The sequence below is a fragment of the Chryseobacterium sp. POL2 genome, from assembly GCF_011058315.1.
Taxonomy (GTDB): domain Bacteria; phylum Bacteroidota; class Bacteroidia; order Flavobacteriales; family Weeksellaceae; genus Soonwooa.
Genome location: NZ_CP049298.1, coordinates 402,573 through 427,102 on the forward strand (window position 1 = coordinate 402,573; position 24,530 = coordinate 427,102).

The 24,530-nt window shown below is 32.1% G+C and carries 30 protein-coding genes and 1 pseudogene; 9 read left to right on the forward strand and 22 right to left on the reverse strand.

Annotated features, from left to right (window positions below; translation table 11 throughout):
* Positions 1 to 298: 298 nt before the first annotated feature.
* From yidD to G6R40_RS01810, 7 genes are all read right to left on the reverse strand, one after another.
* On the reverse strand, positions 299 to 538 hold the full coding sequence (gene yidD, locus G6R40_RS01785) for a membrane protein insertion efficiency factor YidD (protein WP_165130994.1): 240 nt from the start codon (positions 536 to 538) through the stop codon (positions 299 to 301).
* Positions 539 to 570: 32 nt separating this feature from the next.
* Positions 571 to 1,212 carry an alpha-ketoglutarate-dependent dioxygenase AlkB family protein gene (locus G6R40_RS15035; RefSeq protein WP_185670497.1) on the reverse strand — a complete coding sequence of 214 codons (642 nt, stop codon included), beginning with the start codon at positions 1,210 to 1,212 and terminating at the stop codon, positions 571 to 573.
* Positions 1,213 to 2,193 (reverse strand): chorismate-binding protein, encoded by a 981-nt coding sequence (locus G6R40_RS15040; RefSeq protein ID WP_185670498.1) that lies wholly within the window; start codon positions 2,191 to 2,193, stop codon positions 1,213 to 1,215.
* Between the two features lie 2 nt (positions 2,194 to 2,195).
* Entirely contained in the window at positions 2,196 to 2,618 is a 423-nt protein-coding gene (locus tag G6R40_RS01795; protein ID WP_165130996.1) for a PaaI family thioesterase, read from the reverse strand.
* A 14-nt stretch (positions 2,619 to 2,632) separates the two neighbouring features.
* Positions 2,633 to 3,199, reverse strand: a complete 567-nt coding sequence (locus G6R40_RS01800; RefSeq protein ID WP_165130998.1) for a 1-acyl-sn-glycerol-3-phosphate acyltransferase — start codon at positions 3,197 to 3,199, stop codon at positions 2,633 to 2,635.
* 334 nt (positions 3,200 to 3,533) lie between these two features.
* Entirely contained in the window at positions 3,534 to 5,270 is a 1,737-nt protein-coding gene (locus G6R40_RS01805; RefSeq protein ID WP_165131000.1) for a PspC domain-containing protein, read from the reverse strand.
* 6 nt (positions 5,271 to 5,276) lie between these two features.
* Positions 5,277 to 5,612 carry a PadR family transcriptional regulator gene (locus tag G6R40_RS01810; protein WP_165131002.1) on the reverse strand — a complete coding sequence of 112 codons (336 nt, stop codon included), beginning with the start codon at positions 5,610 to 5,612 and terminating at the stop codon, positions 5,277 to 5,279.
* 386 nt (positions 5,613 to 5,998) lie between these two features.
* On the opposite strand from G6R40_RS01810, the gene G6R40_RS01815 reads away from it, so the two are divergent.
* Positions 5,999 to 6,295, forward strand: coding sequence for an MGMT family protein (locus G6R40_RS01815; protein WP_165131004.1), 297 nt, complete (start codon positions 5,999 to 6,001; stop codon positions 6,293 to 6,295).
* A gap of 146 nt (positions 6,296 to 6,441) precedes the next feature.
* Here the strand turns inward: G6R40_RS01815 and G6R40_RS01820 are convergent, their stop codons facing one another.
* Together G6R40_RS01820 and G6R40_RS01825 are read right to left on the reverse strand one after the other, a co-directional pair.
* Positions 6,442 to 6,993 carry a ferritin gene (locus tag G6R40_RS01820; RefSeq protein WP_165131006.1) on the reverse strand — a complete coding sequence of 184 codons (552 nt, stop codon included), beginning with the start codon at positions 6,991 to 6,993 and terminating at the stop codon, positions 6,442 to 6,444.
* A gap of 161 nt (positions 6,994 to 7,154) precedes the next feature.
* On the reverse strand, positions 7,155 to 8,180 hold the full coding sequence (locus G6R40_RS01825) for an SDR family NAD(P)-dependent oxidoreductase (protein ID WP_165131008.1): 1,026 nt from the start codon (positions 8,178 to 8,180) through the stop codon (positions 7,155 to 7,157).
* A gap of 281 nt (positions 8,181 to 8,461) precedes the next feature.
* Here G6R40_RS01825 and G6R40_RS01830 point away from each other — a divergent pair, with 281 nt between their 5' ends.
* The 7 genes from G6R40_RS01830 to arsB all read left to right on the forward strand — a co-directional run bounded on the left by G6R40_RS01830 (position 8,462) and on the right by arsB (position 14,265).
* The gene (locus tag G6R40_RS01830) at positions 8,462 to 9,010 is read left to right on the forward strand and encodes a lipocalin family protein (RefSeq protein ID WP_165131010.1); all 549 of its coding nucleotides are present in this window, start codon (positions 8,462 to 8,464) and stop codon (positions 9,008 to 9,010) included.
* Positions 9,011 to 9,097: 87 nt separating this feature from the next.
* Positions 9,098 to 10,303, forward strand: a complete 1,206-nt coding sequence (locus G6R40_RS01835; protein ID WP_165131012.1) for an NAD(P)/FAD-dependent oxidoreductase — start codon at positions 9,098 to 9,100, stop codon at positions 10,301 to 10,303.
* A 323-nt stretch (positions 10,304 to 10,626) separates the two neighbouring features.
* Positions 10,627 to 10,956, forward strand: coding sequence for an ArsR/SmtB family transcription factor (locus G6R40_RS01840; RefSeq protein WP_165131014.1), 330 nt, complete (start codon positions 10,627 to 10,629; stop codon positions 10,954 to 10,956).
* Between the two features lie 94 nt (positions 10,957 to 11,050).
* Positions 11,051 to 11,515 (forward strand): DUF6428 family protein, encoded by a 465-nt coding sequence (locus tag G6R40_RS01845; protein WP_165131016.1) that lies wholly within the window; start codon positions 11,051 to 11,053, stop codon positions 11,513 to 11,515.
* A gap of 32 nt (positions 11,516 to 11,547) precedes the next feature.
* Entirely contained in the window at positions 11,548 to 12,618 is a 1,071-nt protein-coding gene (locus tag G6R40_RS01850; protein WP_165131018.1) for an ArsO family NAD(P)H-dependent flavin-containing monooxygenase, read from the forward strand.
* A gap of 4 nt (positions 12,619 to 12,622) precedes the next feature.
* The gene (locus G6R40_RS01855; protein WP_165131020.1) at positions 12,623 to 13,234 is read left to right on the forward strand and encodes a protein-tyrosine-phosphatase; all 612 of its coding nucleotides are present in this window, start codon (positions 12,623 to 12,625) and stop codon (positions 13,232 to 13,234) included.
* Between the two features lie 2 nt (positions 13,235 to 13,236).
* Positions 13,237 to 14,265, forward strand: a complete 1,029-nt coding sequence (arsB, locus tag G6R40_RS01860; RefSeq protein ID WP_165131022.1) for an ACR3 family arsenite efflux transporter — start codon at positions 13,237 to 13,239, stop codon at positions 14,263 to 14,265.
* Positions 14,266 to 14,392: 127 nt separating this feature from the next.
* On the opposite strand, the pseudogene G6R40_RS01865 reads toward arsB, so the two are convergent.
* The 10 genes and pseudogenes from G6R40_RS01865 to G6R40_RS01910 form a co-directional block, all read right to left on the reverse strand.
* Positions 14,393 to 14,578: pseudogene (locus G6R40_RS01865) on the reverse strand (helix-turn-helix domain-containing protein); the annotation flags it as partial.
* A gap of 359 nt (positions 14,579 to 14,937) precedes the next feature.
* Positions 14,938 to 15,501 (reverse strand): hypothetical protein, encoded by a 564-nt coding sequence (locus G6R40_RS01870; RefSeq protein WP_165131026.1) that lies wholly within the window; start codon positions 15,499 to 15,501, stop codon positions 14,938 to 14,940.
* Between the two features lie 378 nt (positions 15,502 to 15,879).
* Complete coding sequence (locus G6R40_RS01875) at positions 15,880 to 16,404, reverse strand: hypothetical protein (protein WP_165131028.1); 525 nt, start codon at positions 16,402 to 16,404, stop codon at positions 15,880 to 15,882.
* A 202-nt stretch (positions 16,405 to 16,606) separates the two neighbouring features.
* Positions 16,607 to 16,909: a helix-turn-helix domain-containing protein gene (locus G6R40_RS01880; protein ID WP_055041225.1), complete on the reverse strand. Its 303-nt coding sequence runs from the start codon at positions 16,907 to 16,909 to the stop codon at positions 16,607 to 16,609.
* Between the two features lie 3 nt (positions 16,910 to 16,912).
* Positions 16,913 to 17,200, reverse strand: coding sequence for a type II toxin-antitoxin system RelE/ParE family toxin (locus tag G6R40_RS01885; protein WP_317164541.1), 288 nt, complete (start codon positions 17,198 to 17,200; stop codon positions 16,913 to 16,915).
* 339 nt (positions 17,201 to 17,539) lie between these two features.
* Complete coding sequence (locus G6R40_RS01890; RefSeq protein ID WP_165131032.1) at positions 17,540 to 18,286, reverse strand: hypothetical protein; 747 nt, start codon at positions 18,284 to 18,286, stop codon at positions 17,540 to 17,542.
* A gap of 328 nt (positions 18,287 to 18,614) precedes the next feature.
* Positions 18,615 to 19,391: a hypothetical protein gene (locus G6R40_RS01895; protein ID WP_165131034.1), complete on the reverse strand. Its 777-nt coding sequence runs from the start codon at positions 19,389 to 19,391 to the stop codon at positions 18,615 to 18,617.
* A 909-nt stretch (positions 19,392 to 20,300) separates the two neighbouring features.
* Positions 20,301 to 20,882: a hypothetical protein gene (locus tag G6R40_RS01900; RefSeq protein WP_165131036.1), complete on the reverse strand. Its 582-nt coding sequence runs from the start codon at positions 20,880 to 20,882 to the stop codon at positions 20,301 to 20,303.
* 226 nt (positions 20,883 to 21,108) lie between these two features.
* Positions 21,109 to 21,588 (reverse strand): hypothetical protein, encoded by a 480-nt coding sequence (locus G6R40_RS01905; RefSeq protein WP_165131038.1) that lies wholly within the window; start codon positions 21,586 to 21,588, stop codon positions 21,109 to 21,111.
* Between the two features lie 226 nt (positions 21,589 to 21,814).
* Positions 21,815 to 22,369, reverse strand: a complete 555-nt coding sequence (locus G6R40_RS01910) for a hypothetical protein (RefSeq protein WP_165131040.1) — start codon at positions 22,367 to 22,369, stop codon at positions 21,815 to 21,817.
* A 7-nt stretch (positions 22,370 to 22,376) separates the two neighbouring features.
* Here G6R40_RS01910 and G6R40_RS15235 point away from each other — a divergent pair, with 7 nt between their 5' ends.
* Positions 22,377 to 22,511, forward strand: coding sequence for a hypothetical protein (locus tag G6R40_RS15235; RefSeq protein WP_262887659.1), 135 nt, complete (start codon positions 22,377 to 22,379; stop codon positions 22,509 to 22,511).
* Between the two features lie 507 nt (positions 22,512 to 23,018).
* Here the strand turns inward: G6R40_RS15235 and G6R40_RS01915 are convergent.
* The 3 genes from G6R40_RS01915 to G6R40_RS01925 are packed head-to-tail and all read right to left on the reverse strand — an operon-like array spanning position 23,019 to position 24,503.
* On the reverse strand, positions 23,019 to 23,741 hold the full coding sequence (locus tag G6R40_RS01915) for a hypothetical protein (RefSeq protein WP_165131042.1): 723 nt from the start codon (positions 23,739 to 23,741) through the stop codon (positions 23,019 to 23,021).
* A gap of 40 nt (positions 23,742 to 23,781) precedes the next feature.
* A complete protein-coding gene (locus G6R40_RS01920; protein WP_165131044.1) occupies positions 23,782 to 24,108 on the reverse strand; it encodes a helix-turn-helix domain-containing protein in 327 nt (108 codons plus the stop codon).
* Positions 24,087 to 24,503: a recombinase family protein gene (locus G6R40_RS01925; protein ID WP_165131046.1), complete on the reverse strand. Its 417-nt coding sequence runs from the start codon at positions 24,501 to 24,503 to the stop codon at positions 24,087 to 24,089. The genes G6R40_RS01920 and G6R40_RS01925 overlap by 22 nt, the downstream gene beginning before the upstream one ends.
* Between the last annotated feature and the right edge of the window lie 27 nt (positions 24,504 to 24,530).

A 24,530-nucleotide genomic window follows, 5' to 3' on the forward strand; every position in this document is an offset into this window, starting at 1 on the left:
TTTGATTTATAATTCTGAATTGTTGAAAGAATAAAGTTTTCGTAATCTGTGCTGACAGGTTCGATATTGTCTTTGTTAACAATAACCAAAGTATTTTTTGCAGGTGCTTCAAAAGAAAACTGACTGAATTTGTTACCGTTAACTGTTGCGAAAACTTCGACAGGAATGTTCTTTCCCTGGATGTTAAGTTCTGCAGCACTCGTTTCAAAATCTGGATTTTGTGCTGAGAAGATTTGGAAAAGTCCAACTAAGATGGTTAAATAAAAGCTTAAAAATTTCTGTTGCATTTAGATTTAATTTAATGTTTGTGTTTTGGCGGAACAGGATCGTAGCCTTCGCCGCCCCAAGGATGACAACTCATGATTCGTTTTATAGCTAACCAACTTCCTTTAAAAAGACCGTGCACTTGCAAAGCCTCAACGGTGTAGTGGGAGCAGGTTGGCTCATAACGACAATTTTTCCCCAACCAAGGCGAAATCGCAAGTTGATAAAACTTGATCAAAACAACCAACGGAAAAGTCAAAATTTTGTTTATCATTCTATTGTTAAAGTTACAAAAATAGCGGATTTTTATTTTATTTCCTGATTTTTTGCTGTTAAAGATTCGCTAACATAAGTTCGGAAAGTTAAGTTAATGCGTGGCGTTGCAATTTTTTTGGAAGGCGGAAGGCGATGTAGCCAATGTTGCTGTGTCTCATCTTTCATGATTAAAAGACTTCCAGATTCTAAAGTCAAGGAAACTGTTTCGCCAGAAGTTTTATGCTTAAAAGAAAATTTGCGTTCTGCCCCAAAACTTACCGAAGCAATGGCAGCATTTTTTTTCATTTCGCGTTCGGCATCGCTGTGCCAAGCCATGCCTTCGGCGCCGTCATGATAAAGATTTAATAAACAAGAATTAAAACTTTCTTGACTGATTTTTTCGATATTTTTTTTAATTTCTAAAAGCTCGGGCGTCCATTGTTTCGCAACTTTTGTCCTTTTAGAATAAGTATAGGGAGAGGTGTCATCGCCGTACCAAGCGACTTTACGTTTGGTCGTGATGAGTTTTCCGAAGATTAAAGCTTCATCATGTTGCCACGAAATATCATTTAATAATTTCGAATAAAATTCTAAAGTTTCTTCTGTTGAAAATATTTTTCCATAATATAGAACACAACCATCAAAAGGCAGAATATTCTTTGTAGGATTAATAAATTCTGGAAATAAAGACATCTATTCGAAAACGAGATTATGTTGTATGGCTAAAGATTTTAATTCGGTTTCTGTCCATTCTTTTTGGGGATCACTTTTTTCTGTAATACCGCCGCCAACATACAGAATTGCATAACTTTTGAAAAATTCTGCACAACGAAGATTTACGAAATAATAGATTTCTTCTTCGGTTTCCACTTTTATAAAACCTGAATAAAACTCGCGGCTATTAAACTCAATAATCTTAATGCCTTGCATGCAAACATCTTTTGGGAAGCCACATACAGCAGGCGTGGGATGAAGTTCTTTAATTAAGTTTTCTAGATCTTGCGGATAAACGGTGGCTTTGAAGTCAGTCCTTAAATGTTTGATATTTCCCGAAATATGATCCTGAACTTTTGATATGCTAATGTCAACTGCAAAGCGTTTCAGAACAGATTGTACATATTCTGTAACAGGTTTTTGTTCTTCAATTTCTTTTTCGGTCCAGGCTTCGTCCACAGGCATAGTTCCTGCGAGGCTCATGGTTTCAAAAGCATTGGTTTTCTTATTGTATTTTCCTAAAACTTCCGAAAACCCGCCCATCCAACATTGTCCATCTTTCTCAAAAAGATAACAAAAAGCATTGGGGTAATTTTTGGAAAACTGAAGAAAACTTTTTCCCAGAGATAACTTTTTATCATGCGAAATATCGGTGTACATCAAAATTTTTCCACGAGAAATAACCAGCTTACGCAGCTGATTGGTCGTAATGTAGTCGATAGCTTGTTGGACTTTTCGAGAATAAGAATCCTCGGTATCTTTATAAAGCTCGATACGTTCTTTTTTAGATTTCGGAATGTATTCTTCTTGAGCAATTTGTTCGCTAGAAATTGGAATGAGATTACCTTTGAAGTCCAATTCTTTTTTACGATCAAAACTTATAAAACTTATGTTTACCGCAGAAGAATCATCGTCTGTGGTAAAAAAAGTTTCACTATCTGGAAATCGGAAATATAACATGACTATTTGCGAATGACGATGTTTGTCATTGTTGTATGGTTGAGTAGGTCGCCTTTTTCATTACGGATTTCGATTTCAGAATAGTGCAAAGTTGCGCCTTTTCTGACGAATCTCGCTGTACCAGTTACGATGCCTTTGGTAGCGCTTTTCAGGTGATTGCTGTTGATATTAGTCCCTACACAATAATATTTTTCTGTATCCAAAGCGGTTACGGAAAGGGTAGAGCCAAGGCTTTCGGCCAATACACAACTTGCGCCGCCATGCATAAGTCCCATCGGTTGATGTACCTTCCAGGTTACAGGCATTGTTGCCGTTAGGCTGTCTTCGGTAATATCTGTAAAAGTAATTTCTAAAACTTCTAATATTGTATGCTTGCACCAATCGTTAAGGTGCTTTAGTTTAGCTTCTTTCGTTGCTTGATCCATTTCTAAATCTCTGATTAATAAATTTGAGGATTCCAATTTTCTGGAACTCTTGGGGTGATTTTTTTCAAATAGTTTTGGATTTCTTCCATCACGTCTTCGTAAGGGCGATTTACCAAATCTTCATAACTTATTTTATAACCCAAATACATGGTGTTGGTTGCGAAATCTCCTGTTGCAATAACAATAGGCACTTTGGCTTCCAATGCCATATGGTAAAAACCTTTGCGCCATTTTTCCACGCGAGATCGTGTACCTTCTGGGGTGATAACCAAACTGAAACTTTCTTTTTTGAACAAATCAGCAACGAATTGCACCAAATTATTTTTTTGAGTGCGGTCGATACCAATACCTCCTAAAGCTTTTACTACAAAGCCATACCAAGCTTTTGTATGGGCGTCTTTTATGATGACCTTCAGGGGTTTTTGTAATTTCCAATAGGCGAAGTTTCCTAAAATATATTCAAGATTATGGGTGTGCGGTGCCACAACTAAAATACAACGATCGAGGTTATTGACATCTCCATCAAGATGGATTTTCCATCCCATTATTTTAAGCATCAAACTACCAATAAGTTTTTTCATAAGTCTTTATTTATGATAAAAAAAAGTATAACCATAATGGCTATACTTTACAAAGCTACACAAATTTAGCTTTAATTTTTGATTGGAATATTTATTTTATTTCCGTATATTCTAAAAGCTAAAATCCACGGAATGTCTTATTGATTCTAATGTTTTAGAATAAGTTTGATATAAAATCTACAATTGTGATAGCAAACTCGATGACGATCTGGATCATGATAATTGTTTTTAATGTTTAGCAAATTTAATAATTATTTTCAGACTGGTAATTTTATCTAAGTTAAAAAAGTCTTAAATTTAATTACAATGGGCGTTTCGAATGGATTAATGAAAATTATTTGCTTGCTTTAACTTTCACTTCGTTGTTCCCATTTTTGATGTTGATGTCAAGATCTTTCAACTCGTTTCTATCGATTTTAAGTCTATCCAAAACATTCTCAGCGCTGTCTATTGGGTATTTTTTACCATTTATTTTGATGAAATTTTCATCGTTTGAGTTATATTCTATAGTACTGCCATTGATTTTGATTCTATTCTTTTCGATGCTGATTCCTTTAGAATAGTTGTCATAATCAAAATCCATGTTGTCGGTCGTGTCATCCGAATCGTCATTAATATCGCCGCGGAAGCTTACCCCGTTACCATGCTCTTTTATAACAGTCATGCGCGACGGAATTACCAATTCGTAATCTACTCTGTAATTTCTGAAACGATAGTCGTAAGGATAGGAAAAATAATTTGGAAGTGAAATTTTGTTCCCAACCACTTCTACCGGAACCGACATCCTAAGTGGGCTGTTGTAACCTTCGCCGTCTTTGTTAATTATCAGGTAAGGTGTTTTAACATCTGCTCTTTTCACAACTTCAAGACTTGGATAATCTTGTTTGTAGATGCTTTTTTTGTCGGAGTAGATGCGTCCCCAATAGCTTTTGAATTGTTGTGGAATTGCTACATTTTTGCTTCCCACATAGATGCTATCAGATGTTGTGTTGATAGAGATATTTTCTGTTTCCTCATTATGTCCTTCGTACTGACTTTCTACAGAAATGGCACTGTAAGAAAATATACCGATTACGGCTAACCAAATAATTCCTAATAATCCCATGAATGGCCATACGTAGTTAAATTTTGATTTTGGTGCAAAGATTTTGATTGATAGCAATAAAAATCCAATTGCACACATCAGAACTGGTATTCCTGCCAAAGCCAGCATTAGATAATGCAAGTTGTTTTCCTGTAGATAGAACGACAAATTGTCTCCTACATTAAACTGTCCAGAATTGAACGCTGCAAACATAGCAAACATGCCTATAAAGCAGCCCGCTGTACAAAGGATAGCGAATATACCGATGATATATTTCATCATGTTCCAAAAGCTACTTCCTGCGTTGTTGATATTTTGCTTGTTCGAGTTATAGATTTCTCCAACTCGTTGTGTAGAATCATTGGCAAACTGAATAATCTTGTTGGATTCTTCTTTCAAGTTATCAAAATTAAGCGCTTTACCCTTTAATTTTAAATAATCTGAAGCCGATTCTGCTTTTGGAAGCACTGCCCAAAGAATACCATAAAGTACAACCACTAAAAACGAAGATCCTGGCGCTACCCAAAGTAGAATAAAAGTACCTACCCAAATAAGACGCATCCATGTCACATCTAGTCCAAAATATTCTGCTAAACCAGCACAGACACCCGCAATCTTTTGTTGTCCTGGATCACGGAAAAGTTGTCTTTGTCCATTGTTTCGGTTGGCAAAAGATGCTTTAGAAGTTCTTTTTGTATTTTGTCTACTTTCTGAGTAATAGGCTTCTTCTTGCTCATCGATTTGCTCTGGCGTACCGATTTGCGCAATTACTTTTTCTACATCTGTATCGTTGATAACGTCTCTTTTGCTGAGGCTTTCTTTAAAGATTTCAACCATTCTGATCTCGATATCGTGCATCACTTCATCAGCCTCTTCTGCGTCTAGAGAACTACGCAAAGCGCTAAGATAGTCGCTAAGTTTTATATAAGCATGCTCATCAATGATGAAGGAAAATCCTGCTAATGCTATTGATAATGTCTTGTTCATAGTTTCTTAGATTTGTGAGTTTTTGGTTATTTGATTAACCGATTCTGTCAGCTCATTCCAAGTCGATTGTAGTTCCTTTAGGAATAGGCTTCCTTTTTCTGTTATTTGATAATATTTTCGTGGGGGACCACTTGTGGATTCTTCCCAACGATAAGTAAGGAATTCAGCATTTTTTAGTCTTGTCAGAAGCGGGTAGAGTGTACCTTCCACCACGTCCAACTTTCCTTTTTTCAGTTCGTCCATAAGATCAGAAACATACATTTCGCGACTTTGGATCAAACTTAAAATACAGAATTCCAGAATTCCTTTACGCATTTGCGCTTTTGTATTCTCTGTATTCATTATTTTTTGGTATTTAATAGATCAAATTCTCTTAAAAGTCAAATAGACTTTTCGCACTTTAAGTAATATTACATAGCAAAGATATGTATTTAGTTTGGTATTATGCAATACAAAGTAGTAAATAAATTTAAATATTATATTTAACTTATTGATTATCAGTGTTAAATATTTTAGAAGCCAGGAACCTGCTTTCGCTACTCGCTGTTACAAAGCCAAAATCCTAAGCCTTTACTTTTTGTAGCGAGCTCAGACACGCCGCTCAATCAGGGCTAGAAAAGACGTTACGAATTAAGAGTTAAGAGTTAGAGATTATAACAGGTGATTTTGTAGCAGAGTGGTGGCCAAATAAGCTTTATAATTTTTATCTTTATTAAATATTAATTCCAATGAACGAGCTTTTCAAAAATCAGGTTTATGAAATTACAAAACTAATTCCCAAAGGTCGGGTCACCACCTATGGAAGCATTGCAAAAGCGATGGGCTTTCCGAATCATGCGCGCCAGGTTGGAAAAGTAATGGGAAATTGTCCCAAAGATGTCCCTGCACATCGTGTGGTTGCAAGTTGTGGACATCTATCAGTTGTTGGGTTTAAAGAAATACTAGAAGGGGAAGATATTCTCGTGGAAAATAACAGAGTTAAAAATTTCAAAAATCTATTTTGGAACCCTTTGGACGAGATCTGAGCATAGGTATTATATCCAAGTTTTCTAGCAAAATATTGTTACTATTTCAAATAGCTTTTGGCGGTCAGCAACTTCCACAATCTAGAATTTCTTTAAGATTATTTTCGGGTATGCTTTAATGTATTTTACAGCAAATAATGATTACATTAAGGATTTTCGGCCGTTGCATTTCTTGCCATTTCGGCTTCGTCAGGCATTTTAGCTAAAGTTTGATCTAATGTGAACAAGGATTCGTCCGTCGCTTGGTCACCTCCAGCGATATTCAGCTTATCAATAAGGTCCATTGCTAAACTTTCTTCTTCAATTTGCTCTTTTACAAACCATTGCAGAAAATTCCATGTGGCCCAGTCTTTTTCTGCAAAAGCTAAATCGACTAATGCGTAGATTTTTTCTGTATTCTCCACTTCATGTTTGAAAACCAAATTGAAGCAGTCTGCCAGATTTTTAGGATCATTTCCTGGCGCAGGCAAAGCTTCTACTTTAGGCTTTCCACCACGGTTTAGGATATATTCCATGAATTTTATGGCATGGTTGCGTTCTTCTTGGGCATGACGAAAAAGGAAATTTCCAATGCCGTTATAGCCTTTATCCGTTGCCCAAATACCGTAGCTAAGATAGACATGAGATTGTAAATCTTCTACATTCATTTGAGCGCTTAAGGCTTGTTCTAGTTTTGATGAAATTCTTTTTGTATCCATGATTTTGTTGTATTTATTGGTTTTTTAGTATCAAAAACGATTCCAGAAGTTGGACTCTTTTATGTCTTATTTATGATTACAATATTTTTCAGTTTTATAAAAACAAATTTTTTATTAATATAGATAATGGATACCTATATTCTTTTTAATGCCATAAATTCTTATAGCGCATATTTGAGACTTTTTTTCGGCTTGTTGTTTTTATGATTAATGCTTTTCCAAATCAACACACCAATGCCAATTGCTAATCCTGCAGAAATAATATTGTTGCTTGTTTTTGAAGGAACGGGAAAACTAGTTTCTCCATATATTTGATGGGGTTCTCCCGACGCCTGCAAGATATTTCCTGATGTATCTTCGGAATGGTCATTTTTCATCATCATTCTTAAAGCAGTTGTGGCAATATTGCTGATGCTGTGCGGAAAAAGCCCATAAATAGTTTTTAAAGCATAAGACATAAGCCCTGGAAATTTATCATTTTGAGGCTTTTTTGTCAGCTCATAAATGACTTTTGCAGTGTCTTTGGGGTCGGCAGCAAAAGGTGGAATTTTAAAATCTAAACCTGAATATTTCGCAGAATGCATATTTCCTGTTGATTGTTGAATTTGAGGATAAATATTACAAATATGGATGTTTTTTTCATTACTGTATTCACTTTGTAAACCGCTCATCAAACCTTTTATTCCGAATTTTGTGGCGGAATAAACCGAGCTGTAAGGCGCTGGCATGTAACCACCAATAGAAACGTTATTAATAAGAATACCTTGTTTTTGTTCTTTAAAAACGGGCAAAATATAATATGCCCCGAGCATATATCCCATAAGATTGGTCTTGATGACTTGCTCATTAATTTCTAAAGGAATTTCCTCAAATTTTCCACTCGCCATAACGCCAGCATTATTAACCCAAATGTCTATTTTCCCAAATTCATCTAGTCCCACTTGTACCAATGTTTTAACCTCTTTTGCAATGGACATATCTGTGGATTTAACAATTACTTTTGCACCTAGCCTTCGACATTCTTCAGCCGCTTTTTCTAAAGCAGGAAGTCCTCGCGAGGCAAGTATCAAATTGTAGCCTTTTTTTGCAAATAGTTGCGCTGTAGCCAAGCCTACACCACTAGAAGCTCCAGTGATAACCGCTGTTTTGCTAATGTGGGCTTGGTTGTTTGTAAGATTGTTTTCCATTTTTTATTGTGTATTAATTGATTGTTTCCTCAATGATGTTTTTGAATTAAAACAAGTATTATGCCTTAAATAATATCAAGAATATAGATAAATTCTTTTATTTTTCTGAAAACACTTATTATAGGCGGTTTAAAGTGAATTAAATAAAATTAAGGTAAATGCTATCACTTGAATCTTTATGTTTGGCTTAGTTTTCGATATTTACCTCAAAATCATCAAGAATATAGAAGATAAAATTAAAAATTCTAAGATGAATTTCTAATCTTCAAATACAGAATATTATGAAACGAAAAAATCTTAAATATCCGCTTGCTGCTTTGGTAGGATTTGGATTGATGTATGGATTATTGGCTTGTTCCAGCAATAACAAAATGAGTTCTAAAGTGAAAGTTGTACAAAACTTTGATTCAGAAAAATACTTGGGGCAATGGTACGAAATCGCAAGACTGGATTTTAAATATGAAAAAGATCTCAAAAATGTTACCGCAAATTATTCTAAACGAGAAGATGGCAAAATAAAAGTCGTCAACAAAGGTTACAATTATGTGAAAAACAAATGGGAAGAAGCCACGGGAAAAGCAAAATTTGCAGATTCTGAAAAATCCGCAGCTCTGAAAGTCTCTTTTTTTGGACCATTTTACTCAGAATATAATGTGGTAATGTTGGATCCAGATTACCAATCGGCTTTAGTGTTTGGAGAAAGCACCGACTATATTTGGATGCTGTCCCGAAGCAAAAATCTTCCAGAAACCACCAAACAAGCCTATTTAGAATTTGCCAAAAAACATGGTTACGACGTGAGCAAACTGGTGTGGACTAAGCAAGATTAATAAAAATATCATTTTTTAGGACCTGTCGCGAATTTTGATGGGACTTTTTTTCTTTCTAAATCAAAATTTTTAATATAAACAACAGGTATGGATTTAAAATCTAATGAAGCATTTTGGCTGGTGAAAAATGGAATCATCCATTCTTATCCCTCACTTCACGAGGATAAATCTTGTGATGTTTTGATAATAGGAGGTGGAATAACAGGAAGTCTTATGGCGCACCAATGCATCAAAGATGGTTATCAAACAATATTGATTGACAAACGGGAAATTGCACACGGAAGTTCTTCTGCTACCACATCTATGCTTCAATATGAAATTGATATTCCGCTGTATCAACTTTCGGAAATAATGGGCGGAAAATCGGCGGTCAATTGCTACAAAGCTTGCGCAGAATCGATCGATTTGTTGCAAAATATTTGTCAGGAAATTCATTCTAAAGCAGGTTTTAGAAAGAAGAAATCTCTGTATTTTGCGGCGTTCAAAAAAGATAAACAATGGCTTAAGAAAGAATTTGAAGCTCGAAAGAAAGCTGGTTTTTCTGTAAAGTGGTTAGACGAGAAAGAAATCGACAAACGATTTAAAATACCAACTTCCCACGGCGGAATTCTCTCCGAGCAGGGGGGAAGTGTGGATGCTTTTCAACTGGTGCATGAGCTTTTGGATTATAATCTTAAAAAAGGTTTAGAAGTTTATGACAAAACAGAAATGATTGCTATACAATCAATAAAGAAAAAAACTCATATAAAATTAAATACGGGAGCAAATATCATTGCTAAGAAAGTGGTTTTTTGTACAGGCTATGAAAGTACCAATTTGATTAAAGAAAAATTTGTGAATCTGTTGAGTACTTATGCAATTATTTCCGAGGTGGATGAAGAATTAACCAAAGCTTACCAAGATCTTCTTATCTGGAATACTGCAAATCCGTATTTGTATTTGCGCACGACGGACGATCACCGAATGCTGATAGGTGGCGAAGATGAAGACTTTTACAATCCTCAATTAAGAGATCAGCTACTAAACAAAAAAGCTAAAATTCTGAATAAAAAGTTTCATAAAAACTTTCCGTCTTTTATTTTTAGGGAAGATTTCGCATGGTCTGGAACTTTTGGTTCCACCAAAGATGGACTGCCTTATATTGGAACTCACAAGGATTATAAAAATGCCTATTTTGTTTTAGGATTTGGTGGGAATGGCATCACTTTTTCGGTAGTGGGAATGGAAATGCTATCCTATTGGCTAAAAAATAAAAAACATCCTTTAGCGACCTATTTTGCTTTTGGAAGATAAAAATAAACTTGTTTTGTTGTGTTTCGGATTTCATTTTTATCTAAATTTATTTTATTGATGAAATAGATTATAGTTGGTGAAAAGAACGTTAATAAAAAAGTTAATTAACTATTTTAAATTAAATAAGAAAGGGAAATGAATGTATTTTCCTTGTATAATTTTTTTAGAATTTAGTGATGTCTTTAAGTATATTGATGATGTTTAATTTTTAGATTATTTTCCTAAGATGTTAATTTTTTTATCATAAGAAACATTGTCTTGAAAGCTTAAATTATTTTGTCATCAAACAAATATATCGTAATATTGCGATACGAAATTAATCTATGGGAACTACAAAATCAGAAATGTTTACAGACGAACAAAATAGATTAGCACTCATGTTCAAAGTATTTGGAAATCCGGCACGTATTGCTATTTTACAATACATTATCAATCAGAAAGCGTGTATTTGCAATGATTTGGTTGATGAATTAGGCTTGGCACAAGCAACGATTTCTCAGCATTTAAAGGAGCTCAAAACACTTGGAATTATTAAAGGTACTATCGAAGGAAAGTCTGTTTGCTATTGTATTGATGAAAAAGTTTGGAATGATGTTCAAAACGATTTGATTGCATTTTTCAAACAAGATGTTCACATTCAACAATGCTGTTAAGACTTTTTTTATATTAATTATCATCGTAATATTACGATAATGGTAAAAGTAAATAAATATTAATCATAACAAGTTAAATTATAAATAATAAGCTATGACACTTGAACAAATTAAAGAAATTCTACCAACATTAGAGAATGTTGAATTTCAATTAGAAAATGGGACTTTTGTTCCCGAACACTTTCACGTAACAGAAGTTGGTCAAATTACAAAAAACTTTATCGATTGTGGTGGAACCATTCGGAACGAAAAAGTAGTTAACTTTCAGTTATGGAATGCAGATGATTACGAACATCGTCTAAAACCAGGTAAACTATTAAACATCATTCAATTATCCGAGGAAAAATTAGGTATTGAAAATGCTGAAATTGAAGTAGAGTATCAAGCCGAAACGATTGGAAAATTTGATTTAGATTTTAACGGAAAATCTTTTGTTTTAAAAAACAAAACAACGGCATGTTTAGCAGAAGATGCGTGTGGAATTCCTAGCCAAAAACAAAAAGTGAATTTGTCGGAACTAAACAATACTTGTTGTACACCTAATTCGGGTTGTTGCTAAGAATGTAAAATAAATCAATAAAAATCAACGAAATGGAGGATATTTTTGATGTTATTGTTATTGGTGGCGGTCAAAGTGCATTGGCGTGTGGCTATTATCTACGACGTGCAAAATTGAATTATCTTATTTTAGATAAACAAAATACTCCTGGAGGCGCTTGGCTTCATGCTTGGGATAGTTTAACGCTTTTTTCTCCAGCAGATTACAGCTCGTTGCCTGGATGGATAATGCCAAAAACAGAACATAAATTTCCACAGAAACAACAGGTTATAGATTATTTAGAACAGTACGAAAAGCATTATCAACTTCATATCAAACGGAATAGTGAAGTTATTGAAATTAAAAAAGTTGATGGTATTTTTTACGTTCATACGCGCCAAAGTTTCTTTAAAACCAAAGCTGTTATTTCTGCAACTGGAACGTGGGGGAATCCTTTTATTCCCCATACAAAAGGAATAGAAAAATACAAGGGAATTCAAATTCATTCTAGTAACTATAAAAATCCAGAGAAATTTAACGGCTTAAAAACCCTAGTTGTTGGAGAAGGTAATTCGGGTGCTCAAATTGTCGCTGAAGTTTCAAAAATTACATCAGTAAAATGGGCAACAAAAAAAGCTCCTGATTTTTTACCAGATGAAGTAGATGGATATTATCTTTTTAAAGTAGCTAATGCAAAATATAAAGCAGAATTAGAGGGCAAAGTCTTTGACGCTTCACAGTATAGTTTAGGTAGTGTTGTAATGGTTCCACCTGTAAAAGAAGCTCGTGAAAGAGGAGCTTTAATTTCCAATGGCTCATTCCTCGAATTATACGAAAAAGGAGTGATTTGGAATGATGGCAATCAAGAAGAATTTGATGCTATTATTTGGTGCACAGGCTTTGGTTACGATACTTCTTTCCTAAAATCCTTAGTAAAAACAGATGAGAAAGGAGCGGCTAAAACCAATGAAACCAAATCTTTAGAAGTTGAAGGCTTGTGGTTTGTTGGGTATGGGAATTGGTCGGGTTACGCTTCCGCAACGTTAATAGGTGTGAACAGGACTGCAAAACAAACAGTTATAGAAATTGAAGATTTTTTGTCTAAGCATTTCGAAATCAATTAGATCTATGTACCCAGCGATAAAAAAAACAGTAGAAAGTTTTCATTTATTAAAAATTAACGAAGACCGAAAAATTCTACTAGAGCCATTGATAGATTTTATTCAAAATAAAATAAATGAAAAACAGCAAATAAATCTCAATTTCATTTGCACCCACAATTCGCGTAGAAGCCATTTTGCACAAATTTGGGCTCAAGTTTCAGCCGCACATTTTAATATATACAATGTAAATTGTTATTCGGGTGGTACAGAAGAAACGGCTTTATTTCCAAAAATCGTAGAAACATTAAGTCAGCAAGGTTTTCAAATTCTAAAAATAGCGGAAAGTAACAATCCAATTTATGCTATTAAGTTTGATGAAAATGCGCGGCCTATTATTGGTTTTTCTAAAAAATATGATAGTCTTTACAATCCAGTTTCAAAATTTGCAGCCATTCTGACTTGTTCACATGCAGACAAGGAATGCCCTTTTGTAGCAGGTGCAGAAAAAAGAATTCCCATAACTTTTGAAGATCCTAAAATTGCAGATAATACCCCTGAACAAGATAAAGTTTACACAGAACGAAGTTGGCAAATCGCCACAGAAATGTTTTATGTCTTTTCAAAAATCAATAAATAAAAATGCAACCAAAATTAAAATTCTTAGACCGATACCTTACTCTCTGGATATTCCTTGCAATGGCATTAGGAATTGGTTTAGGCGTTATTTTTCCGAATAGTTCAAATTTTACCAATGCTTTATCCGTAGGCACAACAAATATTCCGTTAGCAATTGGACTTATTTTAATGATGTATCCGCCTTTAGCAAAAGTCGATTATTCTTTGCTTCCAACTGCATTTAAGGACAAAAAAGTGATTGGGATATCCTTGTTACTCAATTGGATTATTGGGCCAATCTTGATGTTTGTTTTGGCAATTATTTTCTTACAAAACGAACCTGATTATATGATTGGTTTAATTCTGATAGGATTAGCAAGATGTATCGCAATGGTTATTGTTTGGAGTGATCTGGCCAAAGCAAATAGAGAATACACAGCGATGTTGGTAGCATTAAACTCTATTTTTCAAGTATTATCGTACAGTTTTTTCGTATGGCTTTTTATCAATGTGTTACCAAACAAATTAGGATTAGCCACCTTTAATGTCAGCGTTTCTATGAAAGACGTTACAGAAAGTGTTGTCATATATTTAGGAATTCCATTTTTAGCAGGCTTTTTAAGTCGCTATTTTTTAATGAAATTTAAAGGTAAAGAATGGTATCATCACAAATTTATTCCTGCTATTTCTCCAATAACATTATATGCATTATTATTTACAATTGTATTAATGTTTAGTTTAAAAGGAGATCAAATTTTAGAATTACCAATGGATGTTTTAAAAATTGCAATACCTTTAATTATCTACTTTGTATTGATGTTTTTTGTGAGTTTCTTTCTTAATAAATCTGTAAAGATTCCTTATGATAAAAACGCATCTATCGCATTTACTGCCACTGGTAATAATTTCGAGTTAGCTATTGCTGTTTCTATTGCTGTTTTTGGACTTCATTCTCCTCAAGCATTTGTTGGTGTTATTGGTCCTTTGGTAGAAGTTCCTGTTTTGATTCTATTGGTAAAAGCAAGTTTATGGTTGAAAAAGAAATATTATTAAGCTCAAAATCACTCATATGATGGGTGATGATATTCTGTTTTGATTTAACTGCTGCATTATTTTCTTACTCAGTTTGTTGATGTTTTTTTATAATCTTTATCTTAAAAACAGGTTATAAATATAAAATTTAAAGAAAGGATTTGCGATATTCCAATGGCGTTACTTGAGTTTTGGATTTGAATAGCTTATTAAAAGACTGCGAATGTTCAAAACCCAATTCGTAGGCTATTTCACTTACGGACAAATCTGTTGTAGATAGCTTTTCTTTAGCTATTTCAATAATCTTTTTATGAATATGTTGTTGCGTATTTTTACAAGATAATAAAAAGAATCCATTTGACAGGATTAACACAAAAGTTGTTTTGAAATTTAATGCCATTTTACGTTTTTTAAGATTGATAAAATAGTTTCTGTACGAGCTATTAATATAGCAGGAACAATACCAATCGTACTAAATTATTTAAACACTTTTTCAATTTCAAAATCGATGATTTTTTTTGTATAAGAGTGTAAAAGTAATTTTTACAAAAGCTTTATTAATTTCAAAATAATGAATAACATTTCACTGCATTACAAAAAATTGGAAAATATCAGTAGCGAAAGGAATAGGGTATTGCAGAACTTGTGATTACTCCTGAATTTTGTTAATTAAGGTTTACAAAGATTTTTTTATTAAAAATCTTTGTAAACGCTTAATAGCTCTTTTTTTGAATATTCTCCATTTTTTAGATAATATTCTTTATTGGGTTTTATGATTACAAAACCACCATTCAAACTCTCATAATTAAAAAATATTTTTTTTATTATTGAATTCTGGTCTTTTAGCCAATTAATTTTATTACCGTGATAATAATATAAATTTGTTACTTTTTTATTTATAACCCAAAAATGTGAGCATTGCTTGGTTTTATTTGATTTTGAACTTAAATTTCTGTTAAAAATATCCCAAGGAACCTGATAGTTTTTATTATTGATTCGTGGATTGTCATCAATATAATTAATAATAATATTTTTAGATTTATCAATTTTAGAACTTGAAATTTCATTCAATTGGCTAATCAAGTTGTCATATGATTTTTCATCTAGAGTTCCTTTAGTATCACTTAAAATTGTAATGGTTTTTCCTGTATTATCTTTTACTTCGTATTTTGAAATTGAGTTGTTTTTTTGAGCTAATAGTGGAAGACAATTTGTTAGTAATAATACTAAAAAAGATATTAATTGTAATTGTTTCATGAATTTTCTGCTTTTTAAATTCTACACCTTCTCTCTGCATTTGAGCTCCCTTCTGTTGTCGAACCAATTCGTTATGTTTTACCGAGGCAATATTATGAGGTGGTGTTTTTTTATTAAGTTACCTATGATTAAAAACTTTCAGAATTTCGGGAAAATCATACCCTTTACATACATTTGGGAGTCGAACCCAAATTCAATACTGTTTTACAATTTTACATTTTTACGGTTTACATTTTTATCCTTTTTACGTCAATGTAACTGTAATTGTTGCAATTTTTTTTCGGCTTATTCAGCCTATTTTGTATTCGGACAAAAACCTACACAAATTCATCGGCAATTTGTTGCGTCCTTACTTTTCTGAAAGCCAATTTTTTTATCCTAACTCAAATTATCAACATCCTGATATTCAAAAGTGAGTTCAATCATTTTTTGATTCAATTTTTCAACTTTCGTTTGTATTTCTCTGATGCTGTTTTTATAGATTTTTATTTTTTCTTTAATTTCTTTCGATTGTAATAAGGGTCTGTATTCCGTTAATACTTGTTTTCGAACTTCGCCTAAAATAACCCAAGAGTTTGAAGCTGTAGGTTTGGTTTTGGGTAAAATACTTTCATAGACTTCTTTCAGCATTTTTAGATTTTGCTTCTGTCTTATCAAATCATCAATATGATTTACTCTATTAAAATCGGCTATTTTTCCATTAATTTCTTCCGAAAACTTCAAAACAAGTTCAAGTTTTTCCATTGTTTCTTTATAAGGAAAACCTTCGCCATCTGTAGTTTTTACACCGTCTTCATAGATGTTTCCTACCACCATATTATTTTTTGCATTAAATTCCAAATCTCTAACATGATTAGAAATCTCGTTTTTCAATCTCAATGCTTCTATGATCTGTATTTCCATTTGTGTCTTTTTGTTTTATTAAATTTTTGCTTTTTTCAGGTTGCTAAAGTTAAAGAATAAAACAATATGAATTCTCAGAATCTCCGATTCCATTGAAAGATTATAAAGATAGAGGAAAAAGCAGCGGCGGGATATTTTCAAAAAATTCAACTTTTACAAAAACCCGCATTTTGCCAATACACTGTTAGCGGAAGTCGCAATTTTAGTTAATTAGTAAATTAATTCTTCTTCCAAGTCCAAACTCAAAAATTTTATATAAAGTTGAAAGTTGAATATCACATTTACCATTTTCCAATCTTGAAATATAACTTTTCTTAGTTCCAACTTTTTCAGCAAGTTGCTCTTGTGTCATTTTCGCTTCTTTACGTGCTTCTTTCAACATTTCACTAATTACAAAATATTGTGCTTTTTCTTCGAATTCATCGCGTTTTTCAGTTCCTATTTCCCCGTATTTGATGTTTAATAATTCATCGAAATTATTCACATCACTTATTTTATTTTTCATTTTCTATTTTTTAGAATTTAAATATTTATTTTTCAATTTAAGAGCTAATTCAATTTCTTTTTTTGGTGTTTTTTGAGTTTTCTTTTGGAAAGCGTTGAACAAAACAACTAAATTTCCTTTATCAAAACAGCAAAAAATTCTATAAATATTACTTTCAAACTCAATTCGAATTTCGTAAAGTCCGTCTGTTTCTGCCATATGTTGCAAAAACTTCTTCGGAACATTTTGAACTGTTCTGACAAGTTTAAAAACATATTCAATTTTCTCTTGAACTTTTTCGTTTTGTTCCAAATAGAAATTAACAAAATACCGTTCGTAGAAAATAATTTTTCTCTCAAAATTCATGTTACAAAGTTAACTTAAAAGTTATCAATTTGCAAGTTTATTCTGAAATATTTTTAAAGCGGAAAGCTTGGATGCGATTTCTGCTAACGGAAAAAGTATTGGCGAAGTGCGGGCTTTCGAAGAACTAAAAGTTCAAGAAAGTTCGGGCGTAGCCAATATTTTTTCAATGGAACTAAGTTAAACAAAAATGTGGAATTGGAAAATATTGACGGCTAAATATTACAAATAGTTCAACTTAGAGCTTCACCCCGCATTTTGCCAATACAATGTTAGCAGAAGTATTTTTTAACTTCCTTGAAAAAGATAACAGGCAATATTAGATTTTGGTGAGTAAAAAACATACAAGTTTCCATTTCCACTGCCGAATTGAAGATTTTCTTCAGGAAAATTTACAGGAGAACTAGTAATTTCGGGGCCGCTATTCAATTGTAATATGAAATTCATAGTTTCATTAGTTTTTGGACATTTTGGAATTTCAGGATATTGCACCCATAGTGGAATTCCCGAATGACCAATTTCTCCTAATTCATCAGATTCATGGAAATTGAATTTCAAAGTTTTGTAAATTACATTTTGATTATTTTCTTCTAATTCATCGTATAGATATTCTAATTCTTCCAATTCATCATCTGTATCTAGAATTGAAATTACATTCTCTTTACTGTAGTCCAAATAAATTTTTGTAAAATCTGTGTAAACTGGAACAAAAAGGTGTAATGGTGAAGTCAAATAATCCAAATATTTATTTCTTTGACTGATAAAACCTAAATATTGAAATTTGATATTTGAATTATTTATAAAAGAAATTTCAGGTGGTGGTGTTCCTCCAAGTTGGTTAATTCCATTCTCTGAAAGATTAATATTAGAAAATGTATGTTCTTTAAATTTTCTGAAAGTAAGATTTTTCTCTTTTTTCAATAAAATTCTATTATGTTTTTCCTGATTTTCATAATCAAACATTTTAGTCAATTTTTCATCTTCAAAAATTAATTCCCGAAATTCATCAAATTTTAATGCGGTCTCTTTGCTCACAGAATGAGTTTTTAGGATATCAAAATATTCATCTTCGCTTTCAAAGTTTATTTCAGGTAGAACTAGAAAAATACTTTTAGTTTTTTCACTTGAAAATAGATTTTTAAACATATTGTTGGGATAATATTTCTGCTAACGGAAAAAGTATTGGCGAAGTGCGGGAATTCGAAGGACTGAATGTTCAAGAATTCAGAAACGTAGCCGATGCTTTTTCACTTCTGCTAACTTACAAAAAATTGCAGAATTGAAAAGCATTCGGCGGAATATTTTTACAAAATTTCAACGTTCCCTAAATCCAGCATTTTGCAAAACCTATGTTAGCAGAAGTTTATTTTTTGTAAAAGAATGTTCCTTCTTCTTCTGTTACCTTCCAATCTTGGTTTTTTATACCTTTGACTTTCAGTTTTTCATAAAGTTCCTTTGTTCCTTGAATTGTCATGGTATATTGTTCACGGTTACTCATATTTTTTTCATCTAAAACATAGCTAACACTGTATTCTCCCTTTTTTGTAATTTTTTCAATCAACGGATCTAAATACTCGCTAATACCTTTTGGATGTGGGAACTCTGAAGATTTTTTAAATTCCATTTTGAAACTTCCCTCATATTTAAATTGCGGTGAATAATTAAATAAATATTTTGGATTCTTTTTCTGTTCTAAAAGAAAGGATTTGTAATTTTCTTTTGAATTAAATTTCACTTTCTTAAATTCATAATCAAAAGGATTAGTTTTGTTTAATTCCGAAATTTGATTTAAATCGAATTTATATGTATGACCGTCATGTGTCATAGCACTTTTCTGAGTAGGATTAATTGTCCAAGAACCTATTTCTTTATAATTTTTAATTACAGTAAGTTTAAAATTTGGATTTTCCAATGAGTTTGGAACTTCTTCTCCAAGCTTTATATTTTTTGTAAATTTTTCAATTTGACTTTGGTCTTCAATTACAAAATTATAATTCTCATAAGTTTTGTTTTTGTCAAATTGAGGATATCGTCCAATTATCTTAGTAGTATTATCAATTTTTAGTGTATCAAATAAAACTTTTTGTGCAAAAGTTTGAACACTTAAGATTAATATTAATGGAATGATTTTCTTTGTCATGCTGTTTGGTGATAAATTTCTGCTAACGGAAAAAGTATTGGCGAAGTGCGGGCTTTCGAAGAACTGAAAGTTCAAGAACGACCAAGCGTAGCGAATGCTTTTTCAAGTACACTAAAATAAGAAAAAAAAGTGGAATTGAAAAGCATGAGCGGATTATTTTTTCTGCTTTTCAATTCTTCCCTAAATCCCGCATTTTGCCAATACATTGTTACGCGCAGTAGAAAATGAGAACTTTTCAACGCTGAAAAATAGTTCTAAAAAATTATGAGCAATTAAATCACAAACAAATCAGATGAATAAAACGAAGCTTAACCAGTTTTCAAACTGCATTTTTCCAGCAAAATTTAAAACTCAATTATCTGAAATTTTTCTCGATGGTTTCTGCGAAAAGTAAAATTGAAAATTCGTAAAAAATAAAAGTTATTTTTATGAAAATATTAAAATGATAAATTTTTCAACTATGGTTTCTGAAGTTGATATTTTCTGATTTTTTCAAATGAGAAAAATTTCAATTATAAAAAAAGAAAAGAGTAGAAGAAGCTTAAAACGTTAGAAAATTTTAAGCGAAAAAAACTCGAAATTTATTTGTCGAGAAAAGTGTTTCCAAGAAAATTTAAGAACTTTTTAAACCCAATATTTCTACTGAATTTTTTCTTATAAAAACCAAAAATATAAATGTTAAAAAAAGAGAAATTATTATCCGAAAACGCGCTAATCTATTGCGTGTAACGAAAAAGTATTTGCGAAGTGCGGGCTGGATTTAACTGAAAGTTTAATTCAGACTGTGGTGAGCAAAATGCTTTTTCAGATTGTTAAATTACAAATAAAATCAAGATGAAAAGCATTTTTGCGTGTAAATTGTTGATGCTTTTCAACTTTGATTTAACCCCGCATTTTGCCAATACAATGTTAGCTGTAGTTTCTTTGCTTTTTCAATTGTTTTTTTGAAATCATAATTATGAAAATTGAATTTATTGCAAACAAATAATAACCAATTTTAAATTGATTTATATTTTCAACAATTTCTGTAATAATTAATCCAAATGTTGATAAAATTAAAATTCCAAAATTTAAAATACCCAATTTGAAGGTTAGTCTGTAATTATTGATAAAAGTAAAAATTAATATTACAGCTGAGTTTAGTAAAATTAACAAAAATCCAAATAATGGATAAAAAGTTTTATCATCTAAAATTGATTTCAATTTTATTTCTCCAAAAACCTGAAATATTAGTTCATAAAAGTTTAGGGTGCTTTTTTTCTTAGCTTCAGTAAATTCCTGATCTCTTTGTTTATTATTCTTAATTACTTCAGTTTCAGCAGTAGGGGAATTTATAACTTTTCCATTTTCTAATTGAGTTATTTCTACAGTTTCTACTTTATGAATAGGCAACTTTTCTAATTTACTATCAGAACAAGTTTGTAAAAATGGAAGTAAAAAAATCATAAAACTTAAGGAAACCAAAGTTCTCAATTTTATTGAATTTTTCATTTATGGATGATTTTTTTTTGAAATTACAGCTAACGAAAAAGTATTGGCGAAGTGCGGGCTTTCGAAGAACGAAAAGTTCAAGAAAGACTGTACGAAGCAAATTGCTTTTTCAGATTGTTAAATTACAAAAATAATCAATATGAAAAGCAAGTTGCGACTAAAAAAGTAGAGTAGTTCAACTCAGACTTAACCCCGCATTTTGCCAATACAATGTTAGCTGTAGTTTTTATGCACCAATATTTAATTCAGTAGATATTATTGCAAAAAGTATTAATGCATAAATTTCAAACGGACTTTTGGATGAGAATTCAAAATTATAGTTTATAGGATTTAAAAATTTTCCAGTCTGTTTTACAACTCCAAAATTATTTCCATTTATTTGAATTTTGCCTTCATAAAAACCCATAAGTTTGCTTTTTGTTTCTATTGAAATAATATTATTTCTGACAGATAATTCTATTGAATTTTGCTTTTCGAGAAATTCTATGTTTTCTGACAAATTTTGTTCATTAATTATAAAATTTTTTCGTGAAGTATTAAAAAGACCTCTTGTAAATTGATATTCGAGTAATATTTTATCGTTTATGTCTACAATTTGAAATGTGCTTTTATATTTAAAAAATCTCCATTTTCCTAACTCTTTTATTCGAAATAAGAAAAAATTGTTTTCATCAAAAAAATTTTCTACACTTGCTCGATATTTCATTAAACCTTCTGTTTTGAAAAATTACAGGTAACGGAAAAAGTATTGGCGAAGTGCGGGCTGGATTTAACTGAAAGTTCAATTCAGACTGAGCGAAGCCGATGCTTTTTCAGATTGTCTAAATTAAGAAAAAAAACAATATGAAAAGCAGCGGCGAATAAAAAAGTAGAGTAGTTCAACTTACCCTTAAACCCCGCATTTTGCCAATACAATGTTACCTGCAGTTTTTTTATTTCTTTATTCCTCCAAATATTTCTCTTAATTCTATTCGCTTTTCTGTAATAATTTCGTTGTTACTATTTTTGAAAAGTGATTTTAAATTCTCCCAAAAAGTCTTTTTTTCAAAATTTATAGTTGTTGAATATTCATCTTGTTCATCAATATATATTTTTGACTTAAATAATTTTCCATTTTTATAAAATTGGACTTCAGTTCCTTTTAATCCGTTGTCAAGTTGATTATTTATGGCGTTCTTGTTAATTTCGTTAAATTCTAGACCTGGATTTCCGTACGATTCATTTTCTGTAAAATCGTTGGCATAAAAATATTCAATTTCTTGTTGTTTCGTAAAACCAATTGTTTTTGGATTTTCAAAATGCATCCAAATTAATTTGTCACCTAAATATCCAATTTTTATTTTCGTTTTTTCATTTTGATTTATTGATATATATTCTTCTATATCAGTATCTCCATGTTTTCCATGATCAATTCGACAATATAAATTTGATTCTTTTAATTTGTCTTTGAAAAATGATTTCCAATTTTCTTCTTTATTGATGCTCATTTGCGTTATGTTTGGAAAAATTGCAGGTAACGGAAAAAGTATTGGCGAAGTGCGGGAATTCGAAGGACTGAAAGTTCAAGAATTCAGAAACGTAGCCGATGCTTTTTCACTTCTGCTAACTTACAAAAAATCGCAGAATTGAAAAGCATTCGGCGGAATATTTTTACAAAATTTCAACGTTTACAAAATCCCGCATTTTGCCAATACACTGTTATATGCAGTGCTTTTTGTTCATACAGTTTGTAAATATGCAGGAGTAGCGGAGGGAAATTTATTCTTTTTTGACGGTGGGAAAAAGAGGAACGGGAAAAGCTCTTTTGCAGTCTTTGGTTTTGCGGCTGGTGGAGCGGACTGCAAATGTGCTTTTTCCTTTACGGTGGACTTTTTTGCAAGTCTGATTTTCAATTATGTAAGAATATTGTTTACAATCGGAAGAATGTAATTTACAAACACGAAAATAGAACTTTCAAACGCTCCAATATAAATTACAAACACGAAAATATAATTTACAAATGCAAGAATATAACTACACATCGTGCCAATATAATTTATAAACGTAAGAATATAAAAAAATCCTAACAGAATATTCCGTTAGGATACAAGAATATAAAATCAAGATGGTCTAATTGAAAATCTTCCTGCTGCAATACTACTTTTGAGTGGTAAACTTAATTGAAGACCCATTTGCATATTCGGGAGAGGTGGCTCCGTAAAGGCTTTTTACATATTTTTTGACGTTTTGAGCAATGGTGTAGAGTCCTGTTCCGTCTGCGTATAAAATGTTGTCCCGTTCTATTAGTTTGATGTTGAGTTCTGCTTCGGTTTGGTCTACGGATTGAGTAGCACTCATCAATGATGCTTGATAGGTTGTTAGATTTGTTAACTTCAACTCGTCTTCGTTGGGATCATATGTTGGAATGGTTGCCAATAACTGTAACAAAATCCCAAAATTATCCGCCATTTGTGTGTAAGATTGTCGGGATGTGGAAACGGTTGGTGCTGGTTGTCCGTTTTCATCGGGTGGAGTGGTGGTTTTCTTTTGTCCTCCTTGGATCACTCGATTTAAAGATTTTGCCTGTTCCAATATTCCTTCTGCTAATCCCAAAATTCCTAAATGATTGATGATTTTGGTGCAAGTTGGTTTTAGGTTTTCAAATGCAGTTTGGCGTAATGCAATCGCATTTTTGTTGGCGTTTCGTTTTTCTTCGACTTCGGTAAGTTTTGTAGAAGCTGTTGTGTAAAGTGTTTGAAGACTTACGATTGTCAGGTTTTCTACAGGTGGATTGTATAAGGTATATACGGTGACTTGTTCGGTTAGCTTTTGCAGGTTGGCTACATTTTTGGCGTGCCCTACTTCTGATTGTGATGCCATGATATTTTGTTTTTGATGTTAGGTAATGATAATTTATAATTTAGGGAAGAAACATTTTCTTCCATTTCGTTACGGTGTTTCTGCTTAATCTGAAATGATTTGCTAATTCAGAATTGTTCAGGTTGTTCTTTTTCTGGAAGTCCAGTATTTTGAGAATGTCGGATTGGGAGTAGGAACGAAGTTTCTGGTTTTGTATCGGGTTTGCACCGAAGATTTTTTCATTAAGTGAAATGATATCAAAGGATGATAAGTTTTCTTTTTCGATAATATAGTTACACACTTCTTTTTTCTCCGGATATTTTTTTTCAAGGATATCCGAATAAATGCGTTTGTAATTGGGAGTTTTTATTTGTGCTTGCTGATCCATTTGTATAAGGTCGTTTTTGGGATGTTATATCTTGCCATTACTTCATTTTTCGTCATTTCACCGGTCTCTATCTGTTCAATAATAAAGTCGATCACTTCTTTGGTGTAAATATTTTTACGGAACCTCGGAAGGTTTGATTTTTTGTTTCCTTTTTCTTTTCCGGCAGAAGGAGGAGCATAGAGGATCAGATGTTGAGAATATATCCTGAAAAAATCATATTCCAATAATTTGCTCCAACGCAACAAAACCTCCGTATCCAAACTTTTGGCTTGATACATTTTCTGAATTTCCTCTTTCGTGCATTTAAAGAAATTACAGATGCGAGATAGTTCTATCCCGCTTTCTGCAATTCTTTTTTCAATCATTTGTCCTATGTGGATGTTTTTGAAGTTCATATCAATTCATGTAAAACTGTTTGCAGG

Bases quoted from the DNA above. Each gene is read 5' to 3' on its own strand.
- yidD (WP_165130994.1), bottom strand. From the start codon at position 538: ATGATAAACAAAATTTTGACTTTTCCGTTGGTTGTTTTGATCAAGTTT.
- G6R40_RS15035 (WP_185670497.1), bottom strand. From the start codon at position 1,212: ATGTCTTTATTTCCAGAATTTATTAATCCTACAAAGAATATTCTGCCT.
- G6R40_RS15040 (WP_185670498.1), bottom strand. From the start codon at position 2,193: ATGTTATATTTCCGATTTCCAGATAGTGAAACTTTTTTTACCACAGAC.
- G6R40_RS01795 (WP_165130996.1), bottom strand. From the start codon at position 2,618: ATGGATCAAGCAACGAAAGAAGCTAAACTAAAGCACCTTAACGATTGG.
- G6R40_RS01800 (WP_165130998.1), bottom strand. From the start codon at position 3,199: ATGAAAAAACTTATTGGTAGTTTGATGCTTAAAATAATGGGATGGAAA.
- G6R40_RS01805 (WP_165131000.1), bottom strand. From the start codon at position 5,270: ATGAACAAGACATTATCAATAGCATTAGCAGGATTTTCCTTCATCATT.
- G6R40_RS01810 (WP_165131002.1), bottom strand. From the start codon at position 5,612: ATGAATACAGAGAATACAAAAGCGCAAATGCGTAAAGGAATTCTGGAA.
- G6R40_RS01815 (WP_165131004.1), top strand. From the start codon at position 5,999: ATGAACGAGCTTTTCAAAAATCAGGTTTATGAAATTACAAAACTAATT.
- G6R40_RS01820 (WP_165131006.1), bottom strand. From the start codon at position 6,993: ATGGATACAAAAAGAATTTCATCAAAACTAGAACAAGCCTTAAGCGCT.
- G6R40_RS01825 (WP_165131008.1), bottom strand. From the start codon at position 8,180: ATGGAAAACAATCTTACAAACAACCAAGCCCACATTAGCAAAACAGCG.
- G6R40_RS01830 (WP_165131010.1), top strand. From the start codon at position 8,462: ATGAAACGAAAAAATCTTAAATATCCGCTTGCTGCTTTGGTAGGATTT.
- G6R40_RS01835 (WP_165131012.1), top strand. From the start codon at position 9,098: ATGGATTTAAAATCTAATGAAGCATTTTGGCTGGTGAAAAATGGAATC.
- G6R40_RS01840 (WP_165131014.1), top strand. From the start codon at position 10,627: ATGGGAACTACAAAATCAGAAATGTTTACAGACGAACAAAATAGATTA.
- G6R40_RS01845 (WP_165131016.1), top strand. From the start codon at position 11,051: ATGACACTTGAACAAATTAAAGAAATTCTACCAACATTAGAGAATGTT.
- G6R40_RS01850 (WP_165131018.1), top strand. From the start codon at position 11,548: ATGGAGGATATTTTTGATGTTATTGTTATTGGTGGCGGTCAAAGTGCA.
- G6R40_RS01855 (WP_165131020.1), top strand. From the start codon at position 12,623: ATGTACCCAGCGATAAAAAAAACAGTAGAAAGTTTTCATTTATTAAAA.
- arsB (WP_165131022.1), top strand. From the start codon at position 13,237: ATGCAACCAAAATTAAAATTCTTAGACCGATACCTTACTCTCTGGATA.
- G6R40_RS01870 (WP_165131026.1), bottom strand. From the start codon at position 15,501: ATGAAACAATTACAATTAATATCTTTTTTAGTATTATTACTAACAAAT.
- G6R40_RS01875 (WP_165131028.1), bottom strand. From the start codon at position 16,404: ATGGAAATACAGATCATAGAAGCATTGAGATTGAAAAACGAGATTTCT.
- G6R40_RS01880 (WP_055041225.1), bottom strand. From the start codon at position 16,909: ATGAAAAATAAAATAAGTGATGTGAATAATTTCGATGAATTATTAAAC.
- G6R40_RS01895 (WP_165131034.1), bottom strand. From the start codon at position 19,391: ATGACAAAGAAAATCATTCCATTAATATTAATCTTAAGTGTTCAAACT.
- G6R40_RS01900 (WP_165131036.1), bottom strand. From the start codon at position 20,882: ATGAAAAATTCAATAAAATTGAGAACTTTGGTTTCCTTAAGTTTTATG.
- G6R40_RS01905 (WP_165131038.1), bottom strand. From the start codon at position 21,588: ATGAAATATCGAGCAAGTGTAGAAAATTTTTTTGATGAAAACAATTTT.
- G6R40_RS01910 (WP_165131040.1), bottom strand. From the start codon at position 22,369: ATGAGCATCAATAAAGAAGAAAATTGGAAATCATTTTTCAAAGACAAA.
- G6R40_RS15235 (WP_262887659.1), top strand. From the start codon at position 22,377: ATGTTTGGAAAAATTGCAGGTAACGGAAAAAGTATTGGCGAAGTGCGG.
- G6R40_RS01915 (WP_165131042.1), bottom strand. From the start codon at position 23,741: ATGGCATCACAATCAGAAGTAGGGCACGCCAAAAATGTAGCCAACCTG.
- G6R40_RS01920 (WP_165131044.1), bottom strand. From the start codon at position 24,108: ATGGATCAGCAAGCACAAATAAAAACTCCCAATTACAAACGCATTTAT.
- G6R40_RS01925 (WP_165131046.1), bottom strand. From the start codon at position 24,503: ATGAACTTCAAAAACATCCACATAGGACAAATGATTGAAAAAAGAATT.